This is a genomic window from Pelosinus sp. UFO1 (assembly GCF_000725345.1).
In the GTDB taxonomy this organism is placed as follows: Bacteria; Bacillota; Negativicutes; order DSM-13327; family DSM-13327; genus Pelosinus.
The window spans coordinates 4844882-4868301 of the sequence record NZ_CP008852.1 but is presented as its reverse complement, the minus strand read 5'-3'; the positions used below and the strand labels follow the sequence as shown (position 1 = coordinate 4868301).

The 23420-nt window shown below is 39.3% G+C and carries 26 protein-coding genes and 1 riboswitch; of the genes, 8 read left to right on the top strand and 18 right to left on the bottom strand.

All coding sequences use genetic code 11. The annotated features are described in order from the left end of the window. Positions 1-20 precede the first annotated feature (20 nt). The 6 genes from UFO1_RS22830 to UFO1_RS22805 all read left to right on the top strand — a co-directional run bounded on the left by UFO1_RS22830 (position 21) and on the right by UFO1_RS22805 (position 4975). Positions 21-902, top strand: a complete 882-nt coding sequence (locus UFO1_RS22830; RefSeq protein WP_038674464.1) for a branched-chain amino acid ABC transporter permease — start codon at positions 21-23, stop codon at positions 900-902. A 2-nt stretch (positions 903-904) separates the two neighbouring features. Further along, the gene (locus tag UFO1_RS22825) at positions 905-1885 is read left to right on the top strand and encodes a branched-chain amino acid ABC transporter permease (protein ID WP_038674463.1); all 981 of its coding nucleotides are present in this window, start codon (positions 905-907) and stop codon (positions 1883-1885) included. Next, the gene (locus UFO1_RS22820) at positions 1882-2643 is read left to right on the top strand and encodes an ABC transporter ATP-binding protein (RefSeq protein WP_038674461.1); all 762 of its coding nucleotides are present in this window, start codon (positions 1882-1884) and stop codon (positions 2641-2643) included. The genes UFO1_RS22825 and UFO1_RS22820 overlap by 4 nt, the downstream gene beginning before the upstream one ends. A gap of 1 nt (position 2644) precedes the next feature. Further along, positions 2645-3358 carry an ABC transporter ATP-binding protein gene (locus UFO1_RS22815; protein WP_038674460.1) on the top strand — a complete coding sequence of 238 codons (714 nt, stop codon included), beginning with the start codon at positions 2645-2647 and terminating at the stop codon, positions 3356-3358. Positions 3359-3401: 43 nt separating this feature from the next. Beyond that, complete coding sequence (locus UFO1_RS22810; RefSeq protein WP_038674457.1) at positions 3402-4334, top strand: branched-chain amino acid transaminase; 933 nt, start codon at positions 3402-3404, stop codon at positions 4332-4334. 272 nt (positions 4335-4606) lie between these two features. Then, entirely contained in the window at positions 4607-4975 is a 369-nt protein-coding gene (locus UFO1_RS22805; RefSeq protein WP_236639284.1) for an FxLYD domain-containing protein, read from the top strand. 90 nt (positions 4976-5065) lie between these two features. Here the strand turns inward: UFO1_RS22805 and UFO1_RS22800 are convergent, their stop codons facing one another. After that, positions 5066-6190 (bottom strand): DNA alkylation repair protein, encoded by a 1125-nt coding sequence (locus UFO1_RS22800; protein WP_038674454.1) that lies wholly within the window; start codon positions 6188-6190, stop codon positions 5066-5068. A gap of 226 nt (positions 6191-6416) precedes the next feature. Between UFO1_RS22800 and UFO1_RS22795 the strand changes: the two genes are divergently transcribed. Then, entirely contained in the window at positions 6417-7043 is a 627-nt protein-coding gene (locus tag UFO1_RS22795; protein ID WP_038674453.1) for a hypothetical protein, read from the top strand. 116 nt (positions 7044-7159) lie between these two features. Here the strand turns inward: UFO1_RS22795 and UFO1_RS22790 are convergent, their stop codons facing one another. The 10 genes from UFO1_RS22790 to UFO1_RS22750 form a co-directional block, all read right to left on the bottom strand. Next, on the bottom strand, positions 7160-7708 hold the full coding sequence (locus UFO1_RS22790; protein ID WP_038674451.1) for a glutathione peroxidase: 549 nt from the start codon (positions 7706-7708) through the stop codon (positions 7160-7162). A 110-nt stretch (positions 7709-7818) separates the two neighbouring features. Next, positions 7819-8154: a hypothetical protein gene (locus UFO1_RS22785; RefSeq protein WP_038674450.1), complete on the bottom strand. Its 336-nt coding sequence runs from the start codon at positions 8152-8154 to the stop codon at positions 7819-7821. A 149-nt stretch (positions 8155-8303) separates the two neighbouring features. Next, positions 8304-9893 (bottom strand): ATP-binding protein, encoded by a 1590-nt coding sequence (locus UFO1_RS24835; RefSeq protein WP_158442857.1) that lies wholly within the window; start codon positions 9891-9893, stop codon positions 8304-8306. 252 nt (positions 9894-10145) lie between these two features. Beyond that, a complete protein-coding gene (locus UFO1_RS22775; protein ID WP_071842049.1) occupies positions 10146-11159 on the bottom strand; it encodes a PilZ domain-containing protein in 1014 nt (337 codons plus the stop codon). 67 nt (positions 11160-11226) lie between these two features. Further along, positions 11227-12183: a 2-hydroxyacid dehydrogenase gene (locus UFO1_RS22770; protein WP_051789055.1), complete on the bottom strand. Its 957-nt coding sequence runs from the start codon at positions 12181-12183 to the stop codon at positions 11227-11229. A 49-nt stretch (positions 12184-12232) separates the two neighbouring features. Then, a complete protein-coding gene (locus UFO1_RS22765; protein WP_038674448.1) occupies positions 12233-14200 on the bottom strand; it encodes a methyl-accepting chemotaxis protein in 1968 nt (655 codons plus the stop codon). Positions 14201-14374: 174 nt separating this feature from the next. Further along, positions 14375-14460, bottom strand: a riboswitch (cyclic di-GMP riboswitch). A gap of 320 nt (positions 14461-14780) precedes the next feature. Beyond that, on the bottom strand, positions 14781-15002 hold the full coding sequence (locus tag UFO1_RS25600; protein WP_371256623.1) for a 2-hydroxyacyl-CoA dehydratase: 222 nt from the start codon (positions 15000-15002) through the stop codon (positions 14781-14783). Positions 15003-15084: 82 nt separating this feature from the next. Next, positions 15085-15585 carry a hypothetical protein gene (locus UFO1_RS22760; protein WP_038674446.1) on the bottom strand — a complete coding sequence of 167 codons (501 nt, stop codon included), beginning with the start codon at positions 15583-15585 and terminating at the stop codon, positions 15085-15087. A gap of 1024 nt (positions 15586-16609) precedes the next feature. After that, positions 16610-16795: a hypothetical protein gene (locus UFO1_RS22755; RefSeq protein ID WP_038674445.1), complete on the bottom strand. Its 186-nt coding sequence runs from the start codon at positions 16793-16795 to the stop codon at positions 16610-16612. 483 nt (positions 16796-17278) lie between these two features. Beyond that, on the bottom strand, positions 17279-17515 hold the full coding sequence (locus tag UFO1_RS22750; RefSeq protein WP_038674442.1) for a hypothetical protein: 237 nt from the start codon (positions 17513-17515) through the stop codon (positions 17279-17281). Positions 17516-17882: 367 nt separating this feature from the next. Here UFO1_RS22750 and UFO1_RS22745 point away from each other — a divergent pair, with 367 nt between their 5' ends. Next, the gene (locus UFO1_RS22745) at positions 17883-18230 is read left to right on the top strand and encodes a hypothetical protein (protein WP_038674441.1); all 348 of its coding nucleotides are present in this window, start codon (positions 17883-17885) and stop codon (positions 18228-18230) included. Between the two features lie 590 nt (positions 18231-18820). On the opposite strand, the gene UFO1_RS22740 is transcribed toward UFO1_RS22745, so the two are convergent. The 7 genes from UFO1_RS22740 to UFO1_RS22710 form a co-directional block, all read right to left on the bottom strand. Further along, the gene (locus UFO1_RS22740) at positions 18821-19006 is read right to left on the bottom strand and encodes a hypothetical protein (RefSeq protein ID WP_038674440.1); all 186 of its coding nucleotides are present in this window, start codon (positions 19004-19006) and stop codon (positions 18821-18823) included. 27 nt (positions 19007-19033) lie between these two features. Then, positions 19034-19207, bottom strand: a complete 174-nt coding sequence (locus UFO1_RS25340; protein ID WP_158442855.1) for a hypothetical protein — start codon at positions 19205-19207, stop codon at positions 19034-19036. 648 nt (positions 19208-19855) lie between these two features. Beyond that, positions 19856-21262, bottom strand: a complete 1407-nt coding sequence (locus UFO1_RS25595; protein ID WP_051789054.1) for a hypothetical protein — start codon at positions 21260-21262, stop codon at positions 19856-19858. Positions 21263-21643: 381 nt separating this feature from the next. After that, positions 21644-22039 (bottom strand): hypothetical protein, encoded by a 396-nt coding sequence (locus tag UFO1_RS22725; RefSeq protein ID WP_038674438.1) that lies wholly within the window; start codon positions 22037-22039, stop codon positions 21644-21646. A gap of 11 nt (positions 22040-22050) precedes the next feature. Beyond that, the gene (locus tag UFO1_RS22720) at positions 22051-22593 is read right to left on the bottom strand and encodes an N-acetylmuramoyl-L-alanine amidase (protein WP_038674436.1); all 543 of its coding nucleotides are present in this window, start codon (positions 22591-22593) and stop codon (positions 22051-22053) included. Positions 22594-22597: 4 nt separating this feature from the next. Next, positions 22598-22939, bottom strand: a complete 342-nt coding sequence (locus UFO1_RS22715) for a hypothetical protein (protein WP_038674435.1) — start codon at positions 22937-22939, stop codon at positions 22598-22600. Then, positions 22940-23197, bottom strand: a complete 258-nt coding sequence (locus tag UFO1_RS22710) for a hypothetical protein (RefSeq protein ID WP_236639283.1) — start codon at positions 23195-23197, stop codon at positions 22940-22942. Between the last annotated feature and the right edge of the window lie 223 nt (positions 23198-23420).

The window sequence follows — 23420 nt, the reverse complement described above, 5'->3', positions numbered from 1 at the left end:
TTTGACTGGGGGGATTTACCTTGTTTTGGCAGCAAATGGTTAACGGCGTCACGCTAGGCAGTACCTATGCTTTGATTGCTTTAGGATATACTTTGATCTTCGGTGTACTGAATATCGTTAATATGGCTCATGGTGAAATCTTTATGTTTGGGGCCTTTATTGGCTTGATTCTAGCTACAAAATTCAATATTGGTATTTTTGGTGCCTTATTAGGAGCCATGGTGGCTGGAGCTGGGCTGGGATACTTAATGGAGCGGCTGGCACTTAGGCCACTCCGGCGCCGCAAAGTGTCAGAACTGGCTCCACTAATTAGCACAATTGGGGTATCTATTTTCTTAGAGAGCTTGGCACTTCGCCTGTTTGGCCCTGAGGCCCAATCTTTTCCCCCAGTCTATTCCACCCAAATTTTTGAGATAGGCGGACTTAAAATCTCCGCAGTGCAAATACTAATTTTAGCCATTTCCTTTGGTTTGATGTTAGTACTACGTTTCTGGTTGTCAAAGACGCAACTAGGCAAGTCAATTCGCGCTACAGCGGAAAATATTGAAACGGCGAATCTGTTAGGTGTTGATACACAAAAAATCATTGTATTAACGGTGATGTTGGCATCCGCCTTGGGGGGCGGTGCAGGAGTTCTTGTCGGTTTGGCATTTAATGCGATCGAACCAACCATGGGAATCACAATGGGATTCAAGGGGCTGGCAGTATTGATTCTAGGAGGCTTAGGTAACATTACTGGAGCCATGGTTGGCGGATTACTACTCGGTGTGGCAGAAGTATTCAGCGTGGCTTATGGCGTCTCTTCTTATCGAGATGCAGTAGCCTTTGGATTAATTATTGTATTGCTATTTATACGTCCCCAAGGGCTTTTTGGCAGTCAAGAGCAGCAAGGAGGACGATAGACATGGATTTTTTATTGAATCCCTATTATTTGCAAATCATAATGTTTATTATCATCAATGCGATTCTGGGCATTAGCATCTATCTGACCCTATCAACAGGGCAATTATCCTTAGGGAATGCTGGATTTATGAGTATTGGAGCCTATGTTTCGGCACTTCTGACCTTGAAGGCTGGCGTACCCCTTTATGTAGCTGTTCCAATCGGTGGTGCTGCTGCGTGCCTGATGGCAGCGGTGATTGGTATTCCTACCACCAGATTACGGGGCATCTATTTAGCAATTGCTACCCTTGGTTTTGGTGAAGTTGTGCGGGTAATCATTCTAAACCTTGGTATCACGAATGGTGCGTTAGGTCTTTCAGGTATTCCTTCGATGAGTGTCATGCTCAGTAAAGGACTCGCTTCTATGGGATTAGCAGCAGGGATTGGTGGAATCAGCGTACGGCAGTTAGGCAGCATTTCCGTCATTCTTATTCTTGCATTGATTTTAGGGTTCTTGGTCTTTTTTGCATTACGCTTAAGTACTTCTCGCCTCGGCAGAGCCTTTGCTGCGATTAAAGCAGATGAGCACGCTGCGGAAGTTTCAGGTATTGATACTCGCTACTATAAACTATTAGCATTTTTTATGGGTGCTTTTGTGGCTGGTATTGCTGGTGGTTTGGCCGCTCATATCACCTTTTATATTGGTCCAAAGGATTTTGCTTACCATCGAGCCGTAGAAATCTTGCTATTTGCTGTTCTTGGTGGTAGCGATGTGGTCTGGGGCCCCCTCTTAGGTTCAGTAATCCTCACATTATTGCCTGAAGTACTGCGCTTTGCTACGGAGTATCGGGAAATGATTTATGGCGGTATTTTGGTGATTATGATGGCTTTTCGCCCTCAAGGGCTTATTAGCGAAGATACTTTGCGCTTTTGGCAAAAAAAACTTACCGCAAAACCACTAGCTTCTAAGCAAGAGGAACTTCCGAGGAGGGCGACAAAATGACCTTAGCAGTTGAGCAAGTAACAAAACAATTCGGAGGTCTGATGGCCTTAGCAGATGTAAATTTCACCGTCAACCCAGGAGAAATTGTCGGAGTCATTGGGCCGAACGGTGCTGGCAAGACTACTTTATTCAATTTGATTACCGGTGTATTGCCACCCAGTTCCGGTAAGATACTTTATCAAAATCGTCCCTTGGTCGGTTTAAAGCCTCATAAAATTACGGAGCTCGGCATTGCTAGAACCTTTCAAAACATCCGGTTGTTCGGTCATCTCACGGCTTTAGATAATGTACTTGTAGGTGCACATTGCCGTACTAGAGCCGGTCTATGGCAAGGCTTGTGGCATACTAAGGCCCAGCAGCAAGAAGAAAAAAACACTCGCGAGAAAGCAAGAGAATTGCTACATTTGGTAGGGATCGGTAAAGATGAAACTTCCCTCGCAGCAGCCTTACCCTATGGCAAGCAACGCCGCTTGGAAATTGCCAGAGCCTTAGCATCTCAGCCCCACTTACTCCTCCTTGATGAACCAGCCGCTGGCATGAATGAGAGTGAGACGGATGATCTACAAGTGCTAATAAAGAAAATCCAGAGTCTGGGCACAGCCATTATCCTGATCGAACACGATATGGGCTTAGTAATGAACATTTGTGATAAATTGGTGGTACTTAACTTTGGCAAAAAAATTGCGGAAGGAATTCCCCAATTTGTGCAGGATAATCCGGCAGTAATAGAAGCCTATTTAGGCAAGGAGGAAGAGTAACATGCTGAAAATTGTACAGCTTGCCGCTGGCTATGGAAATATTAAGGCGCTTAAAAACATTGACCTAACTGTTCCAGCAGGCTCTATCGTCTCCTTGATCGGTGCCAATGGCGCTGGGAAAACCACCGCGATGAAGGTTATTATGGGACTTATTAAACCAGATTCCGGCCGCATCTTGTTTAAAGGGCAACATATTAGTGGTATGGCAACTCATAAGATTGTTAGTACAGGACTTTCTCTTGTGCCTGAGGGACGCAATATATTAACGCGGATGACAGTACTGGAAAACTTAGAGATGGGAGCATGTCAACGTAGAGATAATGAAGTCACGGATGATATGAAGCGCATTTTTCGTCGATTTCCTATCTTGGAAGAACGCAAAGAACAACTGGGAGGAACCCTTTCTGGCGGGCAGCAGCAGATGCTTGCTATCGGCAGAGCCTTAATGGCAAGGCCTGAGCTACTCCTGCTTGATGAACCTTCTATGGGGCTGGCACCATTAGTGGTAGCCGATATCTTTAAGGTAATCCAGGAAATTAACCAAGAAGGAACGACCATCTTACTTGTTGAGCAAAATGTAAGGCAGGCTTTAAAGATCGCCCAATACGCCTATGTGCTAGAAACAGGGAAAATGATTCTTCATGGGCCAGCAAAGGATATAGCGAATAACCCTCGGGTAATGGAAGCCTATCTAGGTGGAAAGAAAACAGGCTAACGATTCGCAAAGCTAATTTAATAGGATTGGAGGAGTTATAGAAATGGATACTATGTATGTTTTTTATGAAGGAAAGATTATTCCGGAGAATGAGGTAAATATCAGTGTGCGATGTAAAGGGTTTAATTACGGTCTTGGCTGCTTTGAAGGAATAAGAGCTTACTGGGATGAGACGGAAAAACAATTGCATGTATTTCGCTTGCGGGAACATTATGAACGCCTTTTGCAGTCTTGTAAAACCTTATTTATCAATATTCCTTATACTGTCGATGAATTATGTCAGGCTACTCTTGAATTACTTAAGAAAAATAACTTTCAGACCACCACTTATATTCGGCCTCTTGCCTTTAAGGGCTCAAACCATATTGCACCTACTCTATTAGATGATGACAATCGGCTTATCATCTACTGTCAGCCTATGGGGAATTTTGCTGGCAAAGATGAACTTCGCGCTGCCTTTACTACGTGGGAACGTTTAGGAGACAATATGATACCACCCCGTTCCAAACCAACAGCTGCTTATCTCAATTCTGCATTAGCCTCTATAGAAGTTGTAAGCAAAGGGTATGATGAGGCCTTATTTCTAACACGAAATGGGCATGTTTGCGAAGGCCCAGGAGAAAATGTATTCATGGTACGTAATGGAAAGATAATTACGCCACCACCTGCTGACAACATTCTTGAAGGCATTACTAGAGACACGGTTATGCTATTAGCCCGCCAGGAGTTAGGAATAGAAGTTGTCGAGCGCAGCATTACCAGAACAGAGTTATATGGGGCAGATGAAGTCTTCTTTAGTGGCACTGCGATGGAGGTTGTCTCTGTTGTTGAATTGGATGATCGGAAAATTGGTAATGGTCATAAAGGACCTATCTGCGAAAAACTGAAAGAATTATTCTTTAAAACTACCATTGCTAAGATAGAAAAATATGCGGATTTCTGCACACCCGTTTATCCGATGACTAAACCGCTCTAAGACTCCCATCTTCTATAAGTGGGAGTTAAGAGCGGCTAAGTCCCTGGATAAGTGCGACTAAGATTCAGATGGAGTTAAAACTCCATCTGAATCAAGTCTTCTTTATCCAAAGACAAAGTAATATAGGGCTTATAAAATAAACCTGCAACAGAAACTAAAATTCCTGCAAGAACTCCTAAGAGATCTTGCAGGAATTTGTATTTTAATGGGAAATACATTATAAAGGATAATTTTTTATTTAACTAAAAACAGTAAAAAGAGAGGTTACAATCATGAAATTTAAAAAATCGTTTTATCGATTCTTAGTTGTAGTACTTATGCTGAATCTAACAATAGCAGTTTGTGGGGCTTCTGAAAAAATCAGTCCCGATTTGATAAAGTTCCAAGGGACGGGCTGGGAAACCGATACCAAAGGGGTAAATATTTTTATTGGAACTCTTCAGAATACTGCTGGTAGAGATGTCGAATTTATTGGTCTTAGGTGTGCTTTTATTGATGGAAAGGGCGTGGAACTTGATCATGGCCTTGTAATTGTCCGCGACGTTGCAAAAAATGAACTGGCTAAATTTAAGTTTTATCCACCTGCTCCTGCTGGAACAGTTACCGCTACAATCACCGAAGTAGACGCCTATGCAAAATAGTCTGATCAACGTTGGAGATTTATAGCAATAGAGGCCAACTATCTAAAACACCCCCAATGTGTTTGGATAGTTGGCCTCTATTAATACGTCCTATATGTTATTTCCCTTGCTATTCGCCGAGAGTTTTAGCATTGCATCAGCGATTTCCTGCCCATTAATCAATAGCACAATTTTATGCTCACCGGGATAATGACGCCGGGTTGTCAGATCTGCCCAGTGATGCCTCCGCGTGGCACTCAGCTCTGCACCGCCGGGTACCGTCTTATCAGATAACAGAAAGAGTTTACGTGATAAACGTCCCCCTGCCTTCACAAAATCGATCCCGTATTCAATACGGACGTGTATTGCCTCACCTTCCCGAATACAAAGCTGGTATCGCAATTCAGAGCTCTCGCCGATCATTAAAGCTTGCGGTTCCACCAACAAGGAAGCGCTGGTTGTGAGTGAAGCCCCACTTTCCATTTGCGCATAACCAAATAGAGCCAGGGCTTCAGGATCAGCTTTACGAATCAAGGTTCGGCAGCCTTGCCGGAGGATCCAGTCCGTATAGGAATGCACACCTTTCCAAAGGCACGCTATTTCAAGCACAACCGAAGGATGATCCTTTGCTATGTCGTTTAAATTATTAGCAACGCTTTTGCGCACATAAAGGGAAGGATCGGTCTTCAATAGCTCCAATATCTGAAGAACTGGAGAAGGATCCCGCTTGAACACGGAAAGTGCTTCTCCCCAGGGCAAACGGGGCCGGCACCCCTCGCTGGCAAGCCGCCGAACATGCTCGTTTGGATGTTGCGCCCATTTTACCATCTGGCGCATCATCTTCTCGGGATTGCGCATTATAAATGGCCTTACAGCAAATTCCGAGGACGACTTTATCGTAAACCGTTCTAGTGCTTCCATAGAAAGCTCCCAATGTTCCTCCGCCTGACCATACACCGCTACAAAATCAGGAAAGAACAAATAAGGAAACCCAATACACTCCTCGTCAATCGCGTATAGTATGCCCAGAACCTCTTCATATTTTGCTGGCAAAAACCGCCCAAGACTCTCAGTAATCTTCCTCATTCTTGCCTTCAAGGCAAGTCCGTCCCATGTATTGTCTAGTAAACTTCCTATAAAACCCTCTATATCAAAATCACTATATACGACATATATCTTTTTGCAAAATTGACGCAAAAAATCCTCATTGTACATGGCCTTCAAAGGTTCTGCCATAATCTATTTCCTCCTTGTGGCGATTTATCACCAGTCAATGGGCTCTTAACCTGGTAATTTTGTTTTTTCTTCATTTTCATCACCTAATTAATTATAGCATTAATATAGCTATCAGTAATAACAAAGAAGGCACAGAGCCATTACTACGTCTATCCTTACTTGCTGAAGGCTTTTTTTTGTGGTAGAATTCAAATGTAAAATTATTCCACGGAAAGGGAGTCCTTAGATGTATCTATGTAAATATTTTCTTATTACGATTATTTTCTTTTCCTATTTTATCGGCAAACAATTGCCGCCATCTTTTGGTTGGGAAAATAGTCCATTAGAGTGGTCACAAGTCGTAATTCTTCTCATGGGAGCATTACTGACTGTCAAATGGCGCCAGGAGGCTAAATCTACTGCACGATATCATCATGCCCGTTTCTTGACTTGGGCAATCCCCCTATGGCTATTAATGGCCGGCCGGGAAATGAGCTGGGGCAGGGTCTTCTATCCTCTAGGTATCAATGCAACTACTGGCCCCTTCTTTATACCTGTCTCTCAGCTGCCTTATGCGCCAATCGTATATCCTATAATTGGAGTGGTTATCCTGTTATGGCTGTTTGCGGTTACGAAGTATAAATTACTTGCAATCCCATATCAACTATTTCAGCAAGGCCACTTCCCTATTGGTGAATTCCTGCTAGTCATTCTCGCCTTTGTCGTCGCCAATATCGCCGAAAAGTTGATGCACTTCGAAATCATGGAAGAAATCGTGGAATGCGTAGCTTATCTTTCGATTCTCCTCACGGAATATCGCATAAAAACTACCCTACAACAATCAACTAAAACCAAAGATGAGAATTTTTTTTAACTTGGATTGACTCCTTAGTCAATCCAAGTTCCTTTGGTTAGTTTCGCAGCAAAATAAAACCCTTACTATGTATATAACTCCTATTATATACATAGTAAGGGTAAGTTAGAGAAAGTCTATTTGAGCAGCTTCTCAATATCTTTTTTCATACTTAAAGGTGCAGTTGTTGGTTCGTAACGTCCTACAACGTTCCCTTCCCGATCAATAAGGAACTTAGTAAAGTTCCACTTAATGTCATTTCCTTCAAGAAATTCTGGAAACTTCTCTTGCAAAACGCCTTGCAACTTTCCACCAATGGGATGATTCAAATCAAAACCTACGAATGGTGCTTTTTCCGTCAAATAGGTAAATAACGGATGAGCGCCTTTTCCACGAACATCCATCTTTTCAAAGAGGGGAAATGTAACCCCATAATTAATTTGGCAAAAATTATGAACTTCGGTATTACTTCCTGGCTCTTGCTCGGCAAACTGGTTGCTCGGAAAACCCAAAACGACCAAACCCTGTTCCTGATATGTTTTATAAAGTTCTTGCAACTCCTCATACTGGGGAGTAAATCCACACTTACTAGCCGTGTTGGCGATCAGTAAGACCTTACCCTTATAATCTGCCAAGGATACTTCTTTACCATCAATGGACTTCATTTTGAAATCATAAATCCCCATAACTGCCCACTCCTTTTCCTATACTTTATTCGATTATAGTATAATCGAAAGGCATTTCACTATACGATATTCAATGAAAAACATCATATACATGATTCTTAAGTATTACCTCAACAGGATTTATTATAATCGACCATAATTCCTACGCCAAAGTGAACATAAATATCTGGATAATCTGTGAGAGGTATCCAATAACCAATGATCTCCTTTCCTCCCACTTCACTTTTCGAGTAGGTTGCTTTATTCGTTGCTATAGCCTGGTTAGCTAAGCACCCTTTATGCCGTTCAGACCCACCTAACTCTGAGCACTTTCCCCCTACGACCCCTCCAGCATTACGACAAGCATTATTTACAGCTAAAATCTCTCTGCTTTTATGTATTAGCATGACCGCCTCAGGGAAATTATCCCACATCATATGAAAGGCTTCTATTACTTTTGCTTCCATTTTTTATCCCCCTACTTTTTTTATCAAACTTCACTACTAATAATGACGTGACATTACTTAGTTTATTGCATGAGAAGGTATCCTTTTCACTATTTTATCCAAACTTTTTTATAGATCCTAACGTAGTAGCAAACGCGGATCGTGAGAGTTTATAATGTACTAAATTTAATAAAGAAAGTAGTTCCTTCTGGGGATGAATTTGCAGTTATTTTTGCATTATGTCTTTGAGCAATACGGTAGCATACGGACAATCCTATCCCTGTCCCATTTTCCTTTGTAGTAACAAAAGGAGTGCCAAGTTTCCTAAGTACTTCCTCGGGTATTCCTGTTCCTGTATCTTGAATTGTAAGCACAACATTCTCCCCTTCAAGATATGTCTGTATCATTATTTTTCCGCAGGAAGTCATTGCTTCAAAACCATTCCGCGTTAAATTTAAGATAAGTTGTCTTATTTCATTCTTGTCCATTGGTATATCCGGTATATTACTGGTTTTAAATTGAATTTCATGGCCCATACGAAAGGCATCCGCTTGCAGTAAAGGAGATAGTACATGAATAATTTCGTTTAAGCTATCTGATTTAATCTCTGAAACCTTATCTTTTGCTAATGACAAGAATTCCGTAATAATTGAATTGGCTCTATCTAATTCATCTATCATGGTTTGAATTTGCCTATAATAATTGCCAAAATCCTCTTTCCTAAGAAACAGTTGTAAATAACCTCGTACGGTTGTCATAGGATTGCGTACCTCATGGCTTATGCCTGCAGCCATTTCTCCCACCGTATTTAGCGTTTCAAGGCGGGTTAATTCCTCTTCCATCCTTTTCGTTTCTGTAATATCTAAGTTTAATTCCATGACTGAATATGACCCGGGAGTATTTTTTAAGAGCCAGCAGCTCCTACAAATAATCTTACCCCCGTCTTTACGGGTATGTATTAATTCGCCTTCCCATCGACCTTTATTTACTAAAATCTGATTGATTTCTTCAAATGGCTCAGGAAACTGGGGGCTGAGTATTTCCTGTATATATTTCCCTATAGCCTCATCCTTAGTCCATCCATATAATTCCTCGGCTTTTCTATTCCAGAAGGTAATAACGCCTTCCATATTTCTAATGATTGTTGTTTCGGGGTCTAGGTCTAATAATCGGATCTCTTCGCGGAGTAGCATCTGGTTTTCTATTGCATCCTGTAAAATAAAAAATATTTTAAAACAAATATAAGAACCGATAGGAACTAATAGGAATAAAGGCACTGCTACTTTGGTGGTAACCTGCAACGCTGACGGGCTCCATGGAGGAACTATCAACAGTATAATTATAACGACAGTTGTAAGACTTCCCCCTAAAAGCACGTGCTGTTTAAATGCCCAATTTTCAATTTTAAACTTTCTTAAATAAAAACCAATCATAGCAAAAATAAAAATTGTAATTACTCCGGTCCAGGAACCAGCTCCTCCCTGTGACCACCGATAGAATCCACTTATACATGCCGCTACCATTGCGGGAACGAATCCACCAAAAAAACCTGCTAAGGTCATAGTTAAATACCGAAAATCTATGAATCTGCCAGGCTCTATCAAAATGCTATTTTGCATGGTATATATTGTTCCAATCCCAAGCAAGATGCCCCATACAAAATTCCGATGTTTAGGATACTTTGAGCCAATATAAGACCCACTTGAAGCAATTCCAATTACTATGATTATGTTCTCTAGAAAGGAAAGTATAAAATCCACCAACATCACCCCTAGCAAGTACACTTCTACAAAAACTCAAAAAATCCTATTAATTATGTAAATAAATGTATTACGTGGTAACCCTTGGTATTCATTAAGTTGTAGTAAAAAAGCTTTGTCTGCTTTACTTCAGACCTTGTTGATTTTCTGTATAAAAAAATGTACCTCATGATAGATTTTTACTTATCTACCACAGGGTACATTTTATCTAAACTTATGAGTTGGGTGCGACTGGATAACAGCTTCTTCGGGTTAACTGATTCTTAGTAAATTCAGTTGATCTAAGTTTTGCCGCAAATGAAAATATACCACATGATCCAATACCGCTTGTAACTCTTCAGACAGATCCACAAAATTACAACCAAAGTTATTGTTCTGTTGCCAAATAACTTTTGCTACGACATTCATGTTCCCCAGCCCATTTGATAAATTCAGCCGAAGTAAGGAATTAAGCTCCAAATGAGATTCTGATTGCAACAATATCCCTTCTATACTGATATTAGTCGCAATAGCATCCATAGGATGGTCAGAATCGTCGAGCAAAATTTTCACAGGCTCATTGACATCGGCACGAGGAAAACTTCGATTATCATTCTCGACTACTGCTCCCCGCTCCGCAAGAGCCTTTTCGACCCAAGTGCGATCCCATGACATAGTTGCTATCTCTTCCAATGTTTGCATTTCAGCTCGGGATTTAGCCCTGGATTTTTCTAATAACTCTGCGGCATCACGCGGGTTAATAACAACAATACCATCTTCGTCGCCGACCAAGATATCACCAGGGTTTACAACTACGCCGCCACAAGCGACAGGGACATTAATTTCACCAGGTCCGTCTTTATAGGGACCTGCGGGAGTTACTCCTGCAGCATAGATAGGTAAGCCCATTTTTTTTAACGCCCCTATATCACGAATCGCCCCATCAATTATAAAACCACCAATACCTCTTTGCATTGCCCACAAAGCCATCAATTCTCCCATAATAGCGTTTGTCAAATCGCCTTGCGCATCTACTACCACAATATCGCCGGGTTTTGCAAGATCAAGTGCTCTATGCAGCATAAGATTATCGCCAGGACGTGCCTTAACAGTAAAAGCCGGTCCAAGTAATGGCATGTCATTGATTGGACGAATTTTAGCATCCATACAAGACATTCGGTTCATATTATCTGCGATATTAGCTACTGGTATTCCTGCAAATCCTTCAATTAAAGCCTTGGGCGGTCGATTACTATGTGTAAAAATGCGTAATCCAACATTCGACATAATTCATCTCTCCATTCTTTTTTATCGGTTATTTAGCAGGTAATTTTAGATTCTATGACCGATTTTCTCATACTAGATTATTAGGCATTTTCGCTTTTTCGACTTTTTCAATGTTTTCAAAGGATAGACGAAGAACATTTTCTAAAACATCGCGGGTTCCACCACCTACATGGGGGGTAGCTAACACATTTGTAAATTGTAATAATGGATTATCTGCCTGCATTGGCTCTGAAGACCATGTATCCATGCCTACGCCAAGAAGGTTACCTGTTTTCAACGCTTGTACCAGAGCCTTTTCATCAATGATATTGCCACGAGCTACATTAATTAGAATCGCATTGGGCTTCATGAGGTTTAGCTCTGTTTCACCAATCAAATTTCGGGTTTCTGCGAGTAGCGGAATGTGTAGACTCACAATATCAGAAATTGTTAAGAGTTCTCTAAAGGAAGTATAGGAGATTCCCAACTTGTTTTCGTCTTCAATTGAAAGTCGGTTTCTATTAAAATAAATTACATTGGTTCCAAACCCTTTTGACAACAGAGCCACTTTTTTTCCGATATTGCCCATACCGATAATCCCATGGGTTTTCCCCTTCATTTCGAACATAAATGGACGATGTTCCCACATGAGCCATTTCCCTTGCTTCGTTTCTTGATCTAAAAAATGAAGCTTGCGATAGAGACATAAAATCATACCGATTGTCATTTCGGCAACACTAGATGAATTTGCCCCTGGGGTGCTGGCGACTAAAATACCCCTTTCTTCTGCAGCTTCTAGATCAATATTATCAACGCCACTGCCTGTTTTTTGAATCAATTTTAAGTTAGGGGCCTTCCCTATAATACTTCGTGTAATCGGAAAAGCGGCAGTAATAAAATAATGTGCCCTCGATAAAAAATGTTCTTTTTGACTATCATTTAGATCATGCCAATAGACTATTTCTGTAGTAGGTTCCTTATAGGTTTCAATCATCTTATGTATTTCAGGTGATACTTTTTCAAAATAAATTACAGTTATAGTCATTTTCTATCCTCCGTTTAAAAAGTGAATATATGCCGTATACCTGTTATACCTAAATCTTAAACTTGGATACAATGTCCTGCAAATTTCCTGCCATTTGAGACAGATCCGTGCTGGAAGAAGCAATCTCCTGAATAGATGCAGTTTGTTCTTCTGTAGCTGCTAATACAGTTTGTGCTTGACCTGTCGCATCCTTACTAATCTTCGTAATTTCCTTTACTGAAGATACGATTTGTTGGCTACCGTTAGCCATCTGCTCAATGGCTGCAGAAATTTCACGGATTTGATCCGACTCTTCTTCAATAAGTAAAGCAATCTCGTTAAAAGATTGTCCCGCGGCTATGGCAACTTCTGTACCTTTTCTTACCTCATCAGTTCCATCATTCATTGCTAGTACAGCCTTAGTCGTATCTGCCTGAATTTCTCCAATCAAAGCAGCAATCTCTTTCGCAGCTCCTTGAGACTGTTCCGCGAGTTTTCTAACCTCCTCAGCTACCACAGCAAAACCACGGCCTTGTTCACCAGCACGAGCAGCTTCAATAGCAGCGTTTAAGGCTAATAGATTCGTTTGACCGGCTATTCCCGCAATAGTATCAACGATTTGCCCGATTTCCTTAGAACGTTCACCAAGTTTAGCTACTACTTGTGCTGAATTATTCACTGAAGTTTCAATATTCGTCATCTGACTCGTAACTTTCTGGACAGCCTTACCACCTTCTTGAGCAGTATTTGATGTTTTCTCGGCTGTAGCAGAAGCGCTGCCAGTATTAGCAGCGATTTGTTGAAGACCCGCAGACATTTGTTCAACGATATGCATTGTGTTATCTACAGCCTGCATTTGATGTGTTGTCCCGTCAGTCACACCTGTTATTGCAGTTGATACTTGATTTGCCGCCTGAGATAATTGTTCTGTGCTTGCTGTAAGCTCTTCAGAGGAAGCCGATACTATTTCACTTGCCTCCTGAACTTTCACAATCATTTGTCTAAAATTCCCAATAGACGTTGATAGGGCCTTCGCCAAAATACCAATCTCGTCATTAGATGAAGAAGTAATAGCTACAGAGAGATCCCCGTCACCAATCTTCGCAACTTGCCTAGAAATCTCTTCAATTGGACGTAATAGTCTAATAAGGAATATCCATGCAACTAACCCGACAACAAGAAGAGCCACTAAAAGAGAAATCACCATAGTAGTAAGGCTAGCATAAAAGTCACTGATAATTTCACTCTTAGGCATACTAACAATTACCACCCAGGGGGTATTCTTAATTGGTACAGCTAAGGCCAAAGAGTCTCGACCGATAGAATCGGGGTAAGGGATTAATTTCCCCGAATTCTCGAGTAAAGAATGTAACATATTTTCAGGAACTTTTATTTGTTCTTTTATTAAATCTTTATTCGTGTGAGCTAGTATTGATCCATCTTGAGCAACAATACCTGCCACTCCAGTTTCACCCACTTTGACTTGCTCGAGAAAATTTTGTAGGGTTTCTAAGGAGATTGACTGAGCAACAAATCCCGCCATTTTACCGTCCTGTGTTTTGACAGGTTGTGTAACTATGACTGAGGGTATTCCTGATGCCCTGTTCACTATTACATCGCTAATGTGTGACTTTTGATCCTTCATCGTGTCTTTAAAAAAATCCCGGTCAGCCACACTTCCCCCTATTGTTTTTGCATCGTAGGGAGCTATGGCAAATCGTGCGCCCGCAGAATTGATAAATACCAGACGATCAACTCCCCATGTGGCTGCGAAATATGCATTGATCTTATCTTGTACACGGGAAGCATCTCCAGATTTAAGGTCAAGATCTTCACTATAATATTTACCGCTTCTTGAAAATGAAGCAAATAATTCACTTGTCTCACCCGCCAGCTGAGAAGCCTGGCCATTCATTGCCACTTGATTGTTATTCAATGTTCTTCCATAGAGAACATACATACCTGACCCTCCGACGATAAGCCCTGTCATAAGAAGGGCAATCACTAACAACGTAACGGTTTTTGCTTTAATAGACATATCTTATTCTCCTTTATTAAAAACTAAATACTAATTTATTTGTAAATGATCTCATGCATTTATAATTCCTGCGAAGTTGCTAGTTATGGAATACTTCAACCGTAATCTACATGCATAATTTCATTAAGAAATCAAAAATTCCCAGACGAATGCCTGGGTTTCAATACCTTTTTCAAGGGAAACCTGGCAATCATAGACCAAATGTCCTTAGACCCATAGCTTTGCGTCCCTACCTTTCAGTAAGTTTGCCAAATATGTAATTTTCTACATTTACAATATCATAATTATAAGACTAATAAATTATTATAATATTAACGTTTGGTTAATATTACTAAAAATATGGCGTGTAATTACCTCTAGTATGGAATATAATGATTGATATTGATAACGATTATCAATATCAATCATTATATTCCATACTGTTTAATTTTGTCAACACTTCAATTGCCTTCCTGAAAATAAAAAAAGCCGTCGCAATAACCTGCGAAGGCATGAATTTATATATGTTATTGCTTATCTTATAGAGAGTAATGTGACAACTAAAAGCGTCAATCACGCCTGGATCATTTCAAGAAAGGCTTCATTGACAAACTACTGTTCCTCCCAGTTCTTCAACCAGCCTAATTACTTTTTCTGAGCCTAGCCCAACAGGTACACCAGTAAGTAAAATACGTGGCCCTGTATTATGCCTGTTTTGCTCTAAACCAACTTTAATAGCAGCGTTCAGTTCTTCCAGCATAGTTGTAACTTTTGCTTTCCTTAAGTTCTTGTTTGGTTCCGCATAAAGAAACGGGATAAGCACCAGCTGCCAAGATCAATTTAATACTATATCTTTTGCAGTTCGTCGGTATCATAAAAAAGGTTGCTGATACCTCTATTCATGCTTAATTAGCTCTAATTACATAACATTGAACACCTTCATGTACATAACCATTTCTCCCTGTTCCAAGCTCTCTAAAATTAGTGGTATAGAAGTGATCTCCCGTTGAGCTATTGTAGTACCGGTGTAAAGCTATCGTCCGCGGATGGCGTGAACTATAGACATAACCTTCGATACCTTCGTATACATAAGAATCATTCCCTCTACCAAGCTCATCAAAGTTGGTAGTGTAGAAGTGATCTCCATTTGAGCTGCTCCAGTATCTATGCAAAGGGACTGTCCCCGAAATATGAGATTTGTATACATAGCCCTCGACACCTTCATGTACATAGCCGTTGTTCCCTTCTCCAAGCTCATCGAAATCAGTGGTATAGAAGTGATCACCTGTTGAACTATTGAAGTATCGGTGTAAAGGCTCTATATTCGGACGATGTGAGGCGTAAACATTTAAGCCTGGCAATAATAAAAACATACCCACCAGAATAAAAATAAAATTCTTCTTCATTATCGAACTTCCTTTCAGCGTAGTTTACGAATACGATTGCATTCAAGTAAATCCTCAGATTGAGAACCACTAATTTGCCTCTATTTTTTTATCATAGGTAGAATTTTTCAAGTTACATCAAATTAGCCATATTGCAATTCTAATTTTAAAAACGGCAATGTCATGCATTTCATTCTCAACAAGGTCACTCATTGTGATTGATCTATTATGTAGCGGCTAAGCTTCTATTACTGATACGCTAAAACCTATTTGCATTATCACTCCCCTTAATTTGTTATTTAAGCATAACATTAGAATATGACAAAATTATGACGGAATAGTAAATTTTACATACAACCGTATATCGATTCAATAGATATGTGTTCCTATATATATATCGTCTTTCATTGACATACATTCCGCATTGACGATAAATTAACTACAAATATAAATTTCTTTCCTATTTTTTATCTGCACATATAAGCTGAATATTCGATAGACAAAAAAGCACCGCCCTACCAATTAAGGAGGACGGAGCGGTGGTGAGTTGGTAGATAAATCTGTAATGACCTATTGATTATTGTACATAATTATCAGCAAGAAGTAGTGTCATCGAAATCTGGAAATAAAAGAATGAATAGGCTGATGATCAAAATTATGAACCATATTCCCCTATTAAATGAATTAAAAAACATATCAATTTCTCCTTTCAAATTGACTTGAAATAACTAATGTTGATATAATATCTTATTCAAAAAATTCTTATATGGTAACTAATTTTATATTTCTCATTCATTAAAAGCCGTCTCAAACGAAAGAAAAACGGTGTTTTAATAATAACCTCCAATTTAATCATATTATTTCGGGGCTAATGTATGGTTTACCCTGTGCAATTTGGGGATTATCTGTGGGTAACATCATATAAATCACTTTCACACCTTCTCTTAATATTAATTGTGTGTTTTACTGATGGGCTTGTTCTGTATTGTTTAAAATAGATTTGGCCACTAGCAATACAAGACATGAAAAAAGAGCCTTACGGCCCTTATTTTATTTCTTTATAGATATCATATCTGTCAATTTCTTTTAATTTTTCTTTCGCATCTTCTAAGGTTTCCCCAAGTGATATTCTCTTCATGTCGGTTATTGTTATCAAGATATATTCATTATTGAAATATACTATTTGTTCACTCTTGTCGTCGTTTGCCCAAATAATCACTGCCCCAGCCATACTATCATCTCCTCTATTTTTGACTATACTTCGGTGAACAGTAATAAATTCCTGCAATAAATAGAACTGCCCTTCTCTGATTGACTTAACTCTCTGCAAAATCTTTTAACTACCGCTTTCTCCTTTAACTTATTGCTTTAATGTGGTATAATGGCATCACCATCGTTTATTGGTACGGAAGCAGTCCACTTTACTTTTTCACAAAGGTAGAGCTGGGCTGTTTCTTTTTATATTTTCAGAACAAATTGGCAATGTCTGTTGAAAAACGTCAGCAGAGCCAATGGAAGTAATTGAAACGAAATAACAATAGACGGACTTCCTTAATAGGAAATCCGTCTTATTTTTAAACTGATTTTAGTACTCGCTGCGACATGTTTTTTTATTACGCTCTATTTTGTATCCTGCGATCTACTCTACAAGAGTATATCCTATACTCATTTTCTAAATATCGTGCAAAGTAATGTAGCACACATCTACACCGTATCAACGCTGATCGTGTTGATCTGGTTGACCTGGTTGAGGTGGTTGAGGTGGGTCTTGTGGTTGTGGCTGCGGTTTATGTTTTTCAGGTTTATGCTGGTCTGGTTGAGGTGATTGATCATCACCCGCATACATCTGATGATTTGCATTTGACCAATTTGCTTGAATACTATGAGCACTTACTATTGAAGACAGAGATAAAATAAGCATAGCAAGCATTACAACTAACAATTTTTTCATTATTAAATAACCTCCCTTTGTATAGCTAAATTATAATAATATAATGTGACAAACACGTTACAAAAATGTTACATATTCCCAACTAAATAAAAAATTGCTTGTATTATCTCTTGTTCATAGTTCACTTAATCACCACTCATATTTTGCATCTTTTTTACATACTACGTATTGAGTAAGTACCAGATCTATTTTGAAAAAAGCTTCTGTGACTTGACCTCAGTGCCACTTTTACCACTTTAATGTTGCAAATTTCCTATGCTCTATATCCAGCACTGCATTTATAGCAATGTTAAGAAATTACCCCTTACAAATTTTCATAGGACTTAGCTCCCTTTCTTCGAAGTTTGACGATGGAGGAGGTGATATCATGAATGCAAAAAATTTTTTTTTAACGATGTTTTGTGCAATTCCAAAAGGAATGGAATTGGCAAATGAAGCTGATAAGTACGAAGTGACATTCCTTACAAATATTGGTTTTATTCAAGGAACAATTGACAACGAATTTATTAAACCGTTTGAGGATATTGGTCAGAAAATTACGGAAGAGTTTACACGAAAAAGTGTATATGCAGAAAGCTTAACTAATGGCGATATTATTCCATTGAAAGATGTAGTTGTTTGCCAGCCTACTGGCTGCCAAATTAGCTTGCCTTCTCTAGTTCTTTTTGCAGATCAAGTAGTTGGTGTAACAATTGCGAGACCGATTTTTTCATGATAGAAATCTTTTAAAATTATGTGATGAATTCGAAAGAATACAGGTCCAGAAGAGTTAATAGAGATCTCCTACCTACCATGCTGATGTTTATTTATTGCCTTCTAAACACAAAAAAGCCTTCCGGCAAAATGCCGGAAGGCTTGAATTTCTTGGAGCGGGTGAAGAGATTCGAACTCTCGACCCACGGCTTGGGAAGGCGCTTTTGGCATTATGTTTGTAAAAATTCGAGTCATTGCACCACAACGTTTAACCTGTATTATCTATGTTCTATTACATTTTGCTTTAAAATGGGCCATACATTTCATGTCATTTCGGTGCAATATAATTAACCCTGTTGCGCCATGCGTTTTTATTCTGCTCTATTTTGCATCCTGCGATCTACTCATTACGAATGTTCAAACCACGTATTCCTGTATATCGGCTTTAACTAATACACATTCCGTAGTAACAATAAATTCAACTACAGAATGCAAATTATTTCTCATTCTTTATCCGTACGTATAAACTGAATTTTAGATAGGTATAAAATAAAAGCCATCCGTTACAAAGGGCTCTCCTTCATTATACACCTACCAAATTTCACCTTACGCTCAATATTCGTATTTCTCCCACATTTCATTTTCATATATCTCAATATATGCCAACCCATACTTTAATTGCCATTGAACAACTTTATCACGGGCTTCATCAGTATTTGAACCAGGCGGTAATTCAAAAAAATAATAGTTGTTCTTGGACTTCTCATAAGCTACTACTCTAATTTTATTATTAATCATTTTAATTCTCCCTATGGGGACAAATCCCTATTGCCCTGTTATTTTTTTACGTCTCTCAAAATCAACTAACTCTCTAATTTTAGCATGAGTCATAATTTCTAGTTCTCTAGTAAGATCCCCTAGTAGTATCTCTATCTGCTCTTCACTAGCCTCAGTAAAGTATTTTTTCGCTAATTGTTTTAATTCTTCATAATTCAGCATTTTTATGCACTTCCTATTTTATAGTAATTATTATTAATTCGATATTAGTATATTTACCCCTTGTAATCAATATTATTTTTTCTCAATAAACCACTTTCCCTCTTCAGCGAATACATAAACTTATTTGTTGCAGATCCTGCAAGTATACCGTATTCCTAGACCACCGCCCTTCAATGATAGTGCCTGTCGCACATCTCTAAAACTGTATCAATTTCAAATACTGACCCGTCTTCCCATTTGATAGTTATTGGCCTGACTTTACCATCTATGTAATGCTCTGCTATGATTTTCAAGAAAACTTTACTCACATTCAACACCTCATACGGAATATAAAGAACATATGTTCGTCTATAATTATAGAGTTTAAACACCTGTAAATCAAGTAGCAGATGTTTAAAAATTTTAAAAATCGCCTCGCCACGAAAGGCACAACGGCAACAGTCTTATCCGTACAAAACTATCATCTAATGATGCAGTAAATTATATCCATATGCAAAATCAAAAGCACCGCCCTACCAATTAGGTTAGACGGTGCTTTACTATATTAAAACATACTTTTCAATCCCAACTTTTCTTTTTTAGCTAAAATAAAGAAAATCCCAGTAGCCGAGGCTACCTGTCAACCAGAAAATAATCACTAGTATGATTTTAGTATCCGATTGCAAACCAATTACCTTTTGAATTTGTAACACTATCGACATCATAATCACCAATAAGTGTACAACCATTCGCAGTAATATTGGTAGCATATATAGCTAAAGTACCACTTACTATACTCTTATAATCTATAGTCGCCTGCACTTGAAAACATGCTGTTGGAAACGGAATTGGAAATGTTAATGACGTACTTGTTTGATTAATAGGAACTGTTAAGCTCCCCCACTGGATAATTAAACCGCTTCCAAGCTTCTGATAACCGTTAGCATTAAAACTATGGCCAGTATCAAAATTATTAGTTGCAATTGCATCTTGAACTTCACTCCAATGATGGCCATCAAGTGTATCTGCATTACCAGCACTTGTTGCGTAGGCTGCACTATCTGCACTGGTCACATCTACAGTTATACTTGCATTCCCTGAACCATCGAATGTTGTACTACCTGTGGCATCACCTGCAAGAGATATGGTTCTAGCTGTAGCTAATTTAGTTGCTGTAGCAGCATTACCGGTTACAGATACAGCTAAACTTGTCGGGTTCGTTCCCGCAGTAACCCTTCCTTTCGCGTCAACGGTAACAGAAGTATATGATCCTGCTGTTACACCGCTAGCAGCCAACGTAGTTGGTATAGAGATATTTGCACTACCATCGAACGACGTTGCCACCCCCATAACATCACCTGTAGTCGCAATAGTCCTTGCATTAACTAGTTTTGTAGCTGTATCAGCATTCCCACCATTAGCTTCTGCTATGATAGTTATATCTGCAGAACCATCAAAAGCTACACCGTTAACCGTATGAGCTGTTGCTAATTTTGTTGCAGTATCTGCATTTGTTGCACTATCAGCCTGCGCCGCACTTGCTACCTGTCCAATAACAGCAATCGTCACTTTTTCGCTTACCGTATCAGCAGTTAGCGCAATGTTTGTTCCTGCTGCTAATTCCAATATATCAGTTTGACTGTCTGCTTGAATGGTTGTACCATTCACCACTACATTAGAAAAAGCATTTTGGTTAACTTGGGCACCGGTTTCAATACCATCAAGTTTTACCTTATCAGCAGCACTCATTGAACCATCTGTAGTTTTAGTGGCATTTGGTGGGATATACCCTGCTGGCGCGAATTCAACAGCATGTTTACCATCGACAGTATCCGCATCTCCACCATTTGCAGGTAAACTTGTTGGTATCTCATCAATTGTAGTGATATCCTTTCCGTTTACTTGCGTAATCATAATATTCTCTGTACCGTCAAAAGATACTCCATTAATAGTTCTTGCTGTTTCTAACTTTGTTGTAGTTGCTGCAGCAACAATCCTATCTTCTTTTAATGCTCTAAAATTTTCACGAATCTCTTCTGCCACCGCATTTGCCGGTGAATCTGGATTATAAGACATGTAATATTCCTCCCTAATTTTTTTCAAATAATCCGATATAGCTAAGGAACTCTTCTTTTTAATGTGTGTTTCCTGTATATCGGCTTTCACTAATACACATTCCGTAGCAACTATTAATTAAACTACTGAATGTAAATTATTTTTCAATTATATTTTATAAAAGCCATAATTTAATGTTGCAGTAAATTATATCTACATACAAACTCAAAAGCACCGCCCTACCAATTAAGGTAAGACGGTGCTTTGATATTATGTCTCACTCTGGTCCGCTTCTTCGCTAGGCGTAGTGGGTTCTATGTGGTTATTGCAGGGAATAGCTATTTTTTAAATCCCATATATGCAGCGACTAAATATCCTATATCTCTCTGTAATTTCAATCCTTTAATTTCCGACTTGACCTCTTTCTCGTACTTGTCTAAGGATTGATTTGCCTTCTGTAATGAGTCCTGCGCTTGATTTAAGTCTGTCTTGGCTCTCTGTGATTCTTCCCTCAACGCTATTAATTGACTTTGTAGTATTGCCAATTCCTGCTGATATTGCACAAGCTTTGTCTGCGCTGTTTGTAAGTCCGTTTTCGATAACGTCAAGTCTTTCAATAGCTGATTGTTGTTTGTCTCCAACTGTTGAAAGATTTGATCGAGTCTGGTCAATTGCGCTTCCTGTATCCGGTATTCCCCTGCCGAACATAAACCAACCGAGAACACCAACAATAAACAAGCCAATGGCAATGATAATAATAGTTTTCTTATCAAAATTAACATCCTCCAATTTTATCATATTATCCCTCCTTAGATTCCACCTACATAATCAGTAATTCCCCTAGCTATGGCAGCCGCAAACTGATTACGCTTACTTTCATCTGCTAATAATGCTTCATCATCTGCATTAGAAATAAAAGCCGTTTCAACTAACACCGCCACTGCATCCGTATTACTTAATACATACAGGCCGTTGACATGAGGCGTAGCATTTTTAATGCCCCTATCAACAGTACCTATCGCATTAATTATTTGAGATTGAATATACGTTGCTAGTCTCTCACCGCCTACCGATCCATTGCAGTACCATGTTTCAGTCCCTTTTGCCTCCGTGTTAGCAGCCGCATTGCAATGAATTGATACAAATAAATCTGCACCAAAAGCATTGGATGCGTCGGTAATTTGATATAGTTCGTTTTCCTGCACCTTTAGCACGTCATAACCTACATTACGAAGATAACCAAAAACACGTTGCATAATATCCCTTGCCACAACAGCCTCTTGCAACCCAGTAACACCAACTGCTCCGCTGTCCTCTCCTGGATAATGTCCACCGTTTATTGTTATTCTCATGCTGTTATTCCTCCCCATGTAAATTCGGTGTGTTCGTAGCCTTTTGCATTTTGCGTATTGTGGCTACTTCCGTATCTATGATCCAGCCTATCAAGGCACTTGGAATAATTAACTTTCGCCATCCTAGAACTTCATTTATCTGCTGGATTGCTACTCTTCGTTTATCGGCATTCTCCATATCGTCAACGAACCGATCTAGCTCAAAGATGATATTCCGAATAGCCTCTTTCGTTTTACTCTCAGGCAATTTTGCATAGATCACAAATAGCCCCATAGCTAACATATTAGCCGCTAGGATTATCCCAACGGCCCATAACGCAATTTGATATTCGTTTGTTATTGCCATTTAATGCACCCCCTTAAAATTTTGTACTGCAAATGCTACAACCTGTAGGATTAGCCCAATACCTGCCGAAATGTATCCCGCTGTTTTATACACTTCATCAATTCGATGATGAGCTGCTTTCGTACTCTCAATTGTCTTTGTAAGCGCTATTTCATTTGCATCCACTTTCGCTTTGCACGTTGGGCAACCGCTTATTACTACGTCCATTTTAGTTTCTAATACAATCATGCGATCTAACACTTCACGCTGAAAATCCAATATCCAACCCCCATAAAAATTTCTTCCCACCTACTTACATTCAAGACTTGCAATAAATTAAACCCCTCGCTTTTATCCGTACAATTATGGCCAGATTGAGATAGGTACAAAAATAGAGCCTCTTGGCCCTTACTGTGCAACTACTTCCTTGATACCAAAGGATGCTTTCGCAACGTAAAAGGAGTGAAGATTGCTCCTCACTCCCAATGGCTTAAAATAATAC

What these genes read in the sequence shown, in the direction of transcription:
- UFO1_RS22825 (WP_038674463.1), top strand. Translation starts at nt 905, where the DNA reads ATGGATTTTTTATTGAATCCCTATTATTTGCAAATCATAATGTTTATT.
- UFO1_RS22820 (WP_038674461.1), top strand. Translation starts at nt 1,882, where the DNA reads ATGACCTTAGCAGTTGAGCAAGTAACAAAACAATTCGGAGGTCTGATG.
- UFO1_RS22815 (WP_038674460.1), top strand. Translation starts at nt 2,645, where the DNA reads ATGCTGAAAATTGTACAGCTTGCCGCTGGCTATGGAAATATTAAGGCG.
- UFO1_RS22810 (WP_038674457.1), top strand. Translation starts at nt 3,402, where the DNA reads ATGGATACTATGTATGTTTTTTATGAAGGAAAGATTATTCCGGAGAAT.
- UFO1_RS22805 (WP_236639284.1), top strand. Translation starts at nt 4,607, where the DNA reads ATGAAATTTAAAAAATCGTTTTATCGATTCTTAGTTGTAGTACTTATG.
- UFO1_RS22800 (WP_038674454.1), bottom strand. Translation starts at nt 6,190, where the DNA reads ATGGCAGAACCTTTGAAGGCCATGTACAATGAGGATTTTTTGCGTCAA.
- UFO1_RS22795 (WP_038674453.1), top strand. Translation starts at nt 6,417, where the DNA reads ATGTATCTATGTAAATATTTTCTTATTACGATTATTTTCTTTTCCTAT.
- UFO1_RS22790 (WP_038674451.1), bottom strand. Translation starts at nt 7,708, where the DNA reads ATGGGGATTTATGATTTCAAAATGAAGTCCATTGATGGTAAAGAAGTA.
- UFO1_RS22785 (WP_038674450.1), bottom strand. Translation starts at nt 8,154, where the DNA reads ATGGAAGCAAAAGTAATAGAAGCCTTTCATATGATGTGGGATAATTTC.
- UFO1_RS22775 (WP_071842049.1), bottom strand. Translation starts at nt 11,159, where the DNA reads ATGTCGAATGTTGGATTACGCATTTTTACACATAGTAATCGACCGCCC.
- UFO1_RS22770 (WP_051789055.1), bottom strand. Translation starts at nt 12,183, where the DNA reads ATGACTATAACTGTAATTTATTTTGAAAAAGTATCACCTGAAATACAT.
- UFO1_RS22765 (WP_038674448.1), bottom strand. Translation starts at nt 14,200, where the DNA reads ATGTCTATTAAAGCAAAAACCGTTACGTTGTTAGTGATTGCCCTTCTT.
- UFO1_RS22760 (WP_038674446.1), bottom strand. Translation starts at nt 15,585, where the DNA reads ATGAAGAAGAATTTTATTTTTATTCTGGTGGGTATGTTTTTATTATTG.
- UFO1_RS22755 (WP_038674445.1), bottom strand. Translation starts at nt 16,795, where the DNA reads ATGGCTGGGGCAGTGATTATTTGGGCAAACGACGACAAGAGTGAACAA.
- UFO1_RS22750 (WP_038674442.1), bottom strand. Translation starts at nt 17,515, where the DNA reads ATGAAAAAATTGTTAGTTGTAATGCTTGCTATGCTTATTTTATCTCTG.
- UFO1_RS22745 (WP_038674441.1), top strand. Translation starts at nt 17,883, where the DNA reads ATGAATGCAAAAAATTTTTTTTTAACGATGTTTTGTGCAATTCCAAAA.
- UFO1_RS22740 (WP_038674440.1), bottom strand. Translation starts at nt 19,006, where the DNA reads ATGATTAATAATAAAATTAGAGTAGTAGCTTATGAGAAGTCCAAGAAC.
- UFO1_RS25340 (WP_158442855.1), bottom strand. Translation starts at nt 19,207, where the DNA reads ATGCTGAATTATGAAGAATTAAAACAATTAGCGAAAAAATACTTTACT.
- UFO1_RS25595 (WP_051789054.1), bottom strand. Translation starts at nt 21,262, where the DNA reads ATGTCTTATAATCCAGATTCACCGGCAAATGCGGTGGCAGAAGAGATT.
- UFO1_RS22725 (WP_038674438.1), bottom strand. Translation starts at nt 22,039, where the DNA reads ATGATAAAATTGGAGGATGTTAATTTTGATAAGAAAACTATTATTATC.
- UFO1_RS22720 (WP_038674436.1), bottom strand. Translation starts at nt 22,593, where the DNA reads ATGAGAATAACAATAAACGGTGGACATTATCCAGGAGAGGACAGCGGA.
- UFO1_RS22715 (WP_038674435.1), bottom strand. Translation starts at nt 22,939, where the DNA reads ATGGCAATAACAAACGAATATCAAATTGCGTTATGGGCCGTTGGGATA.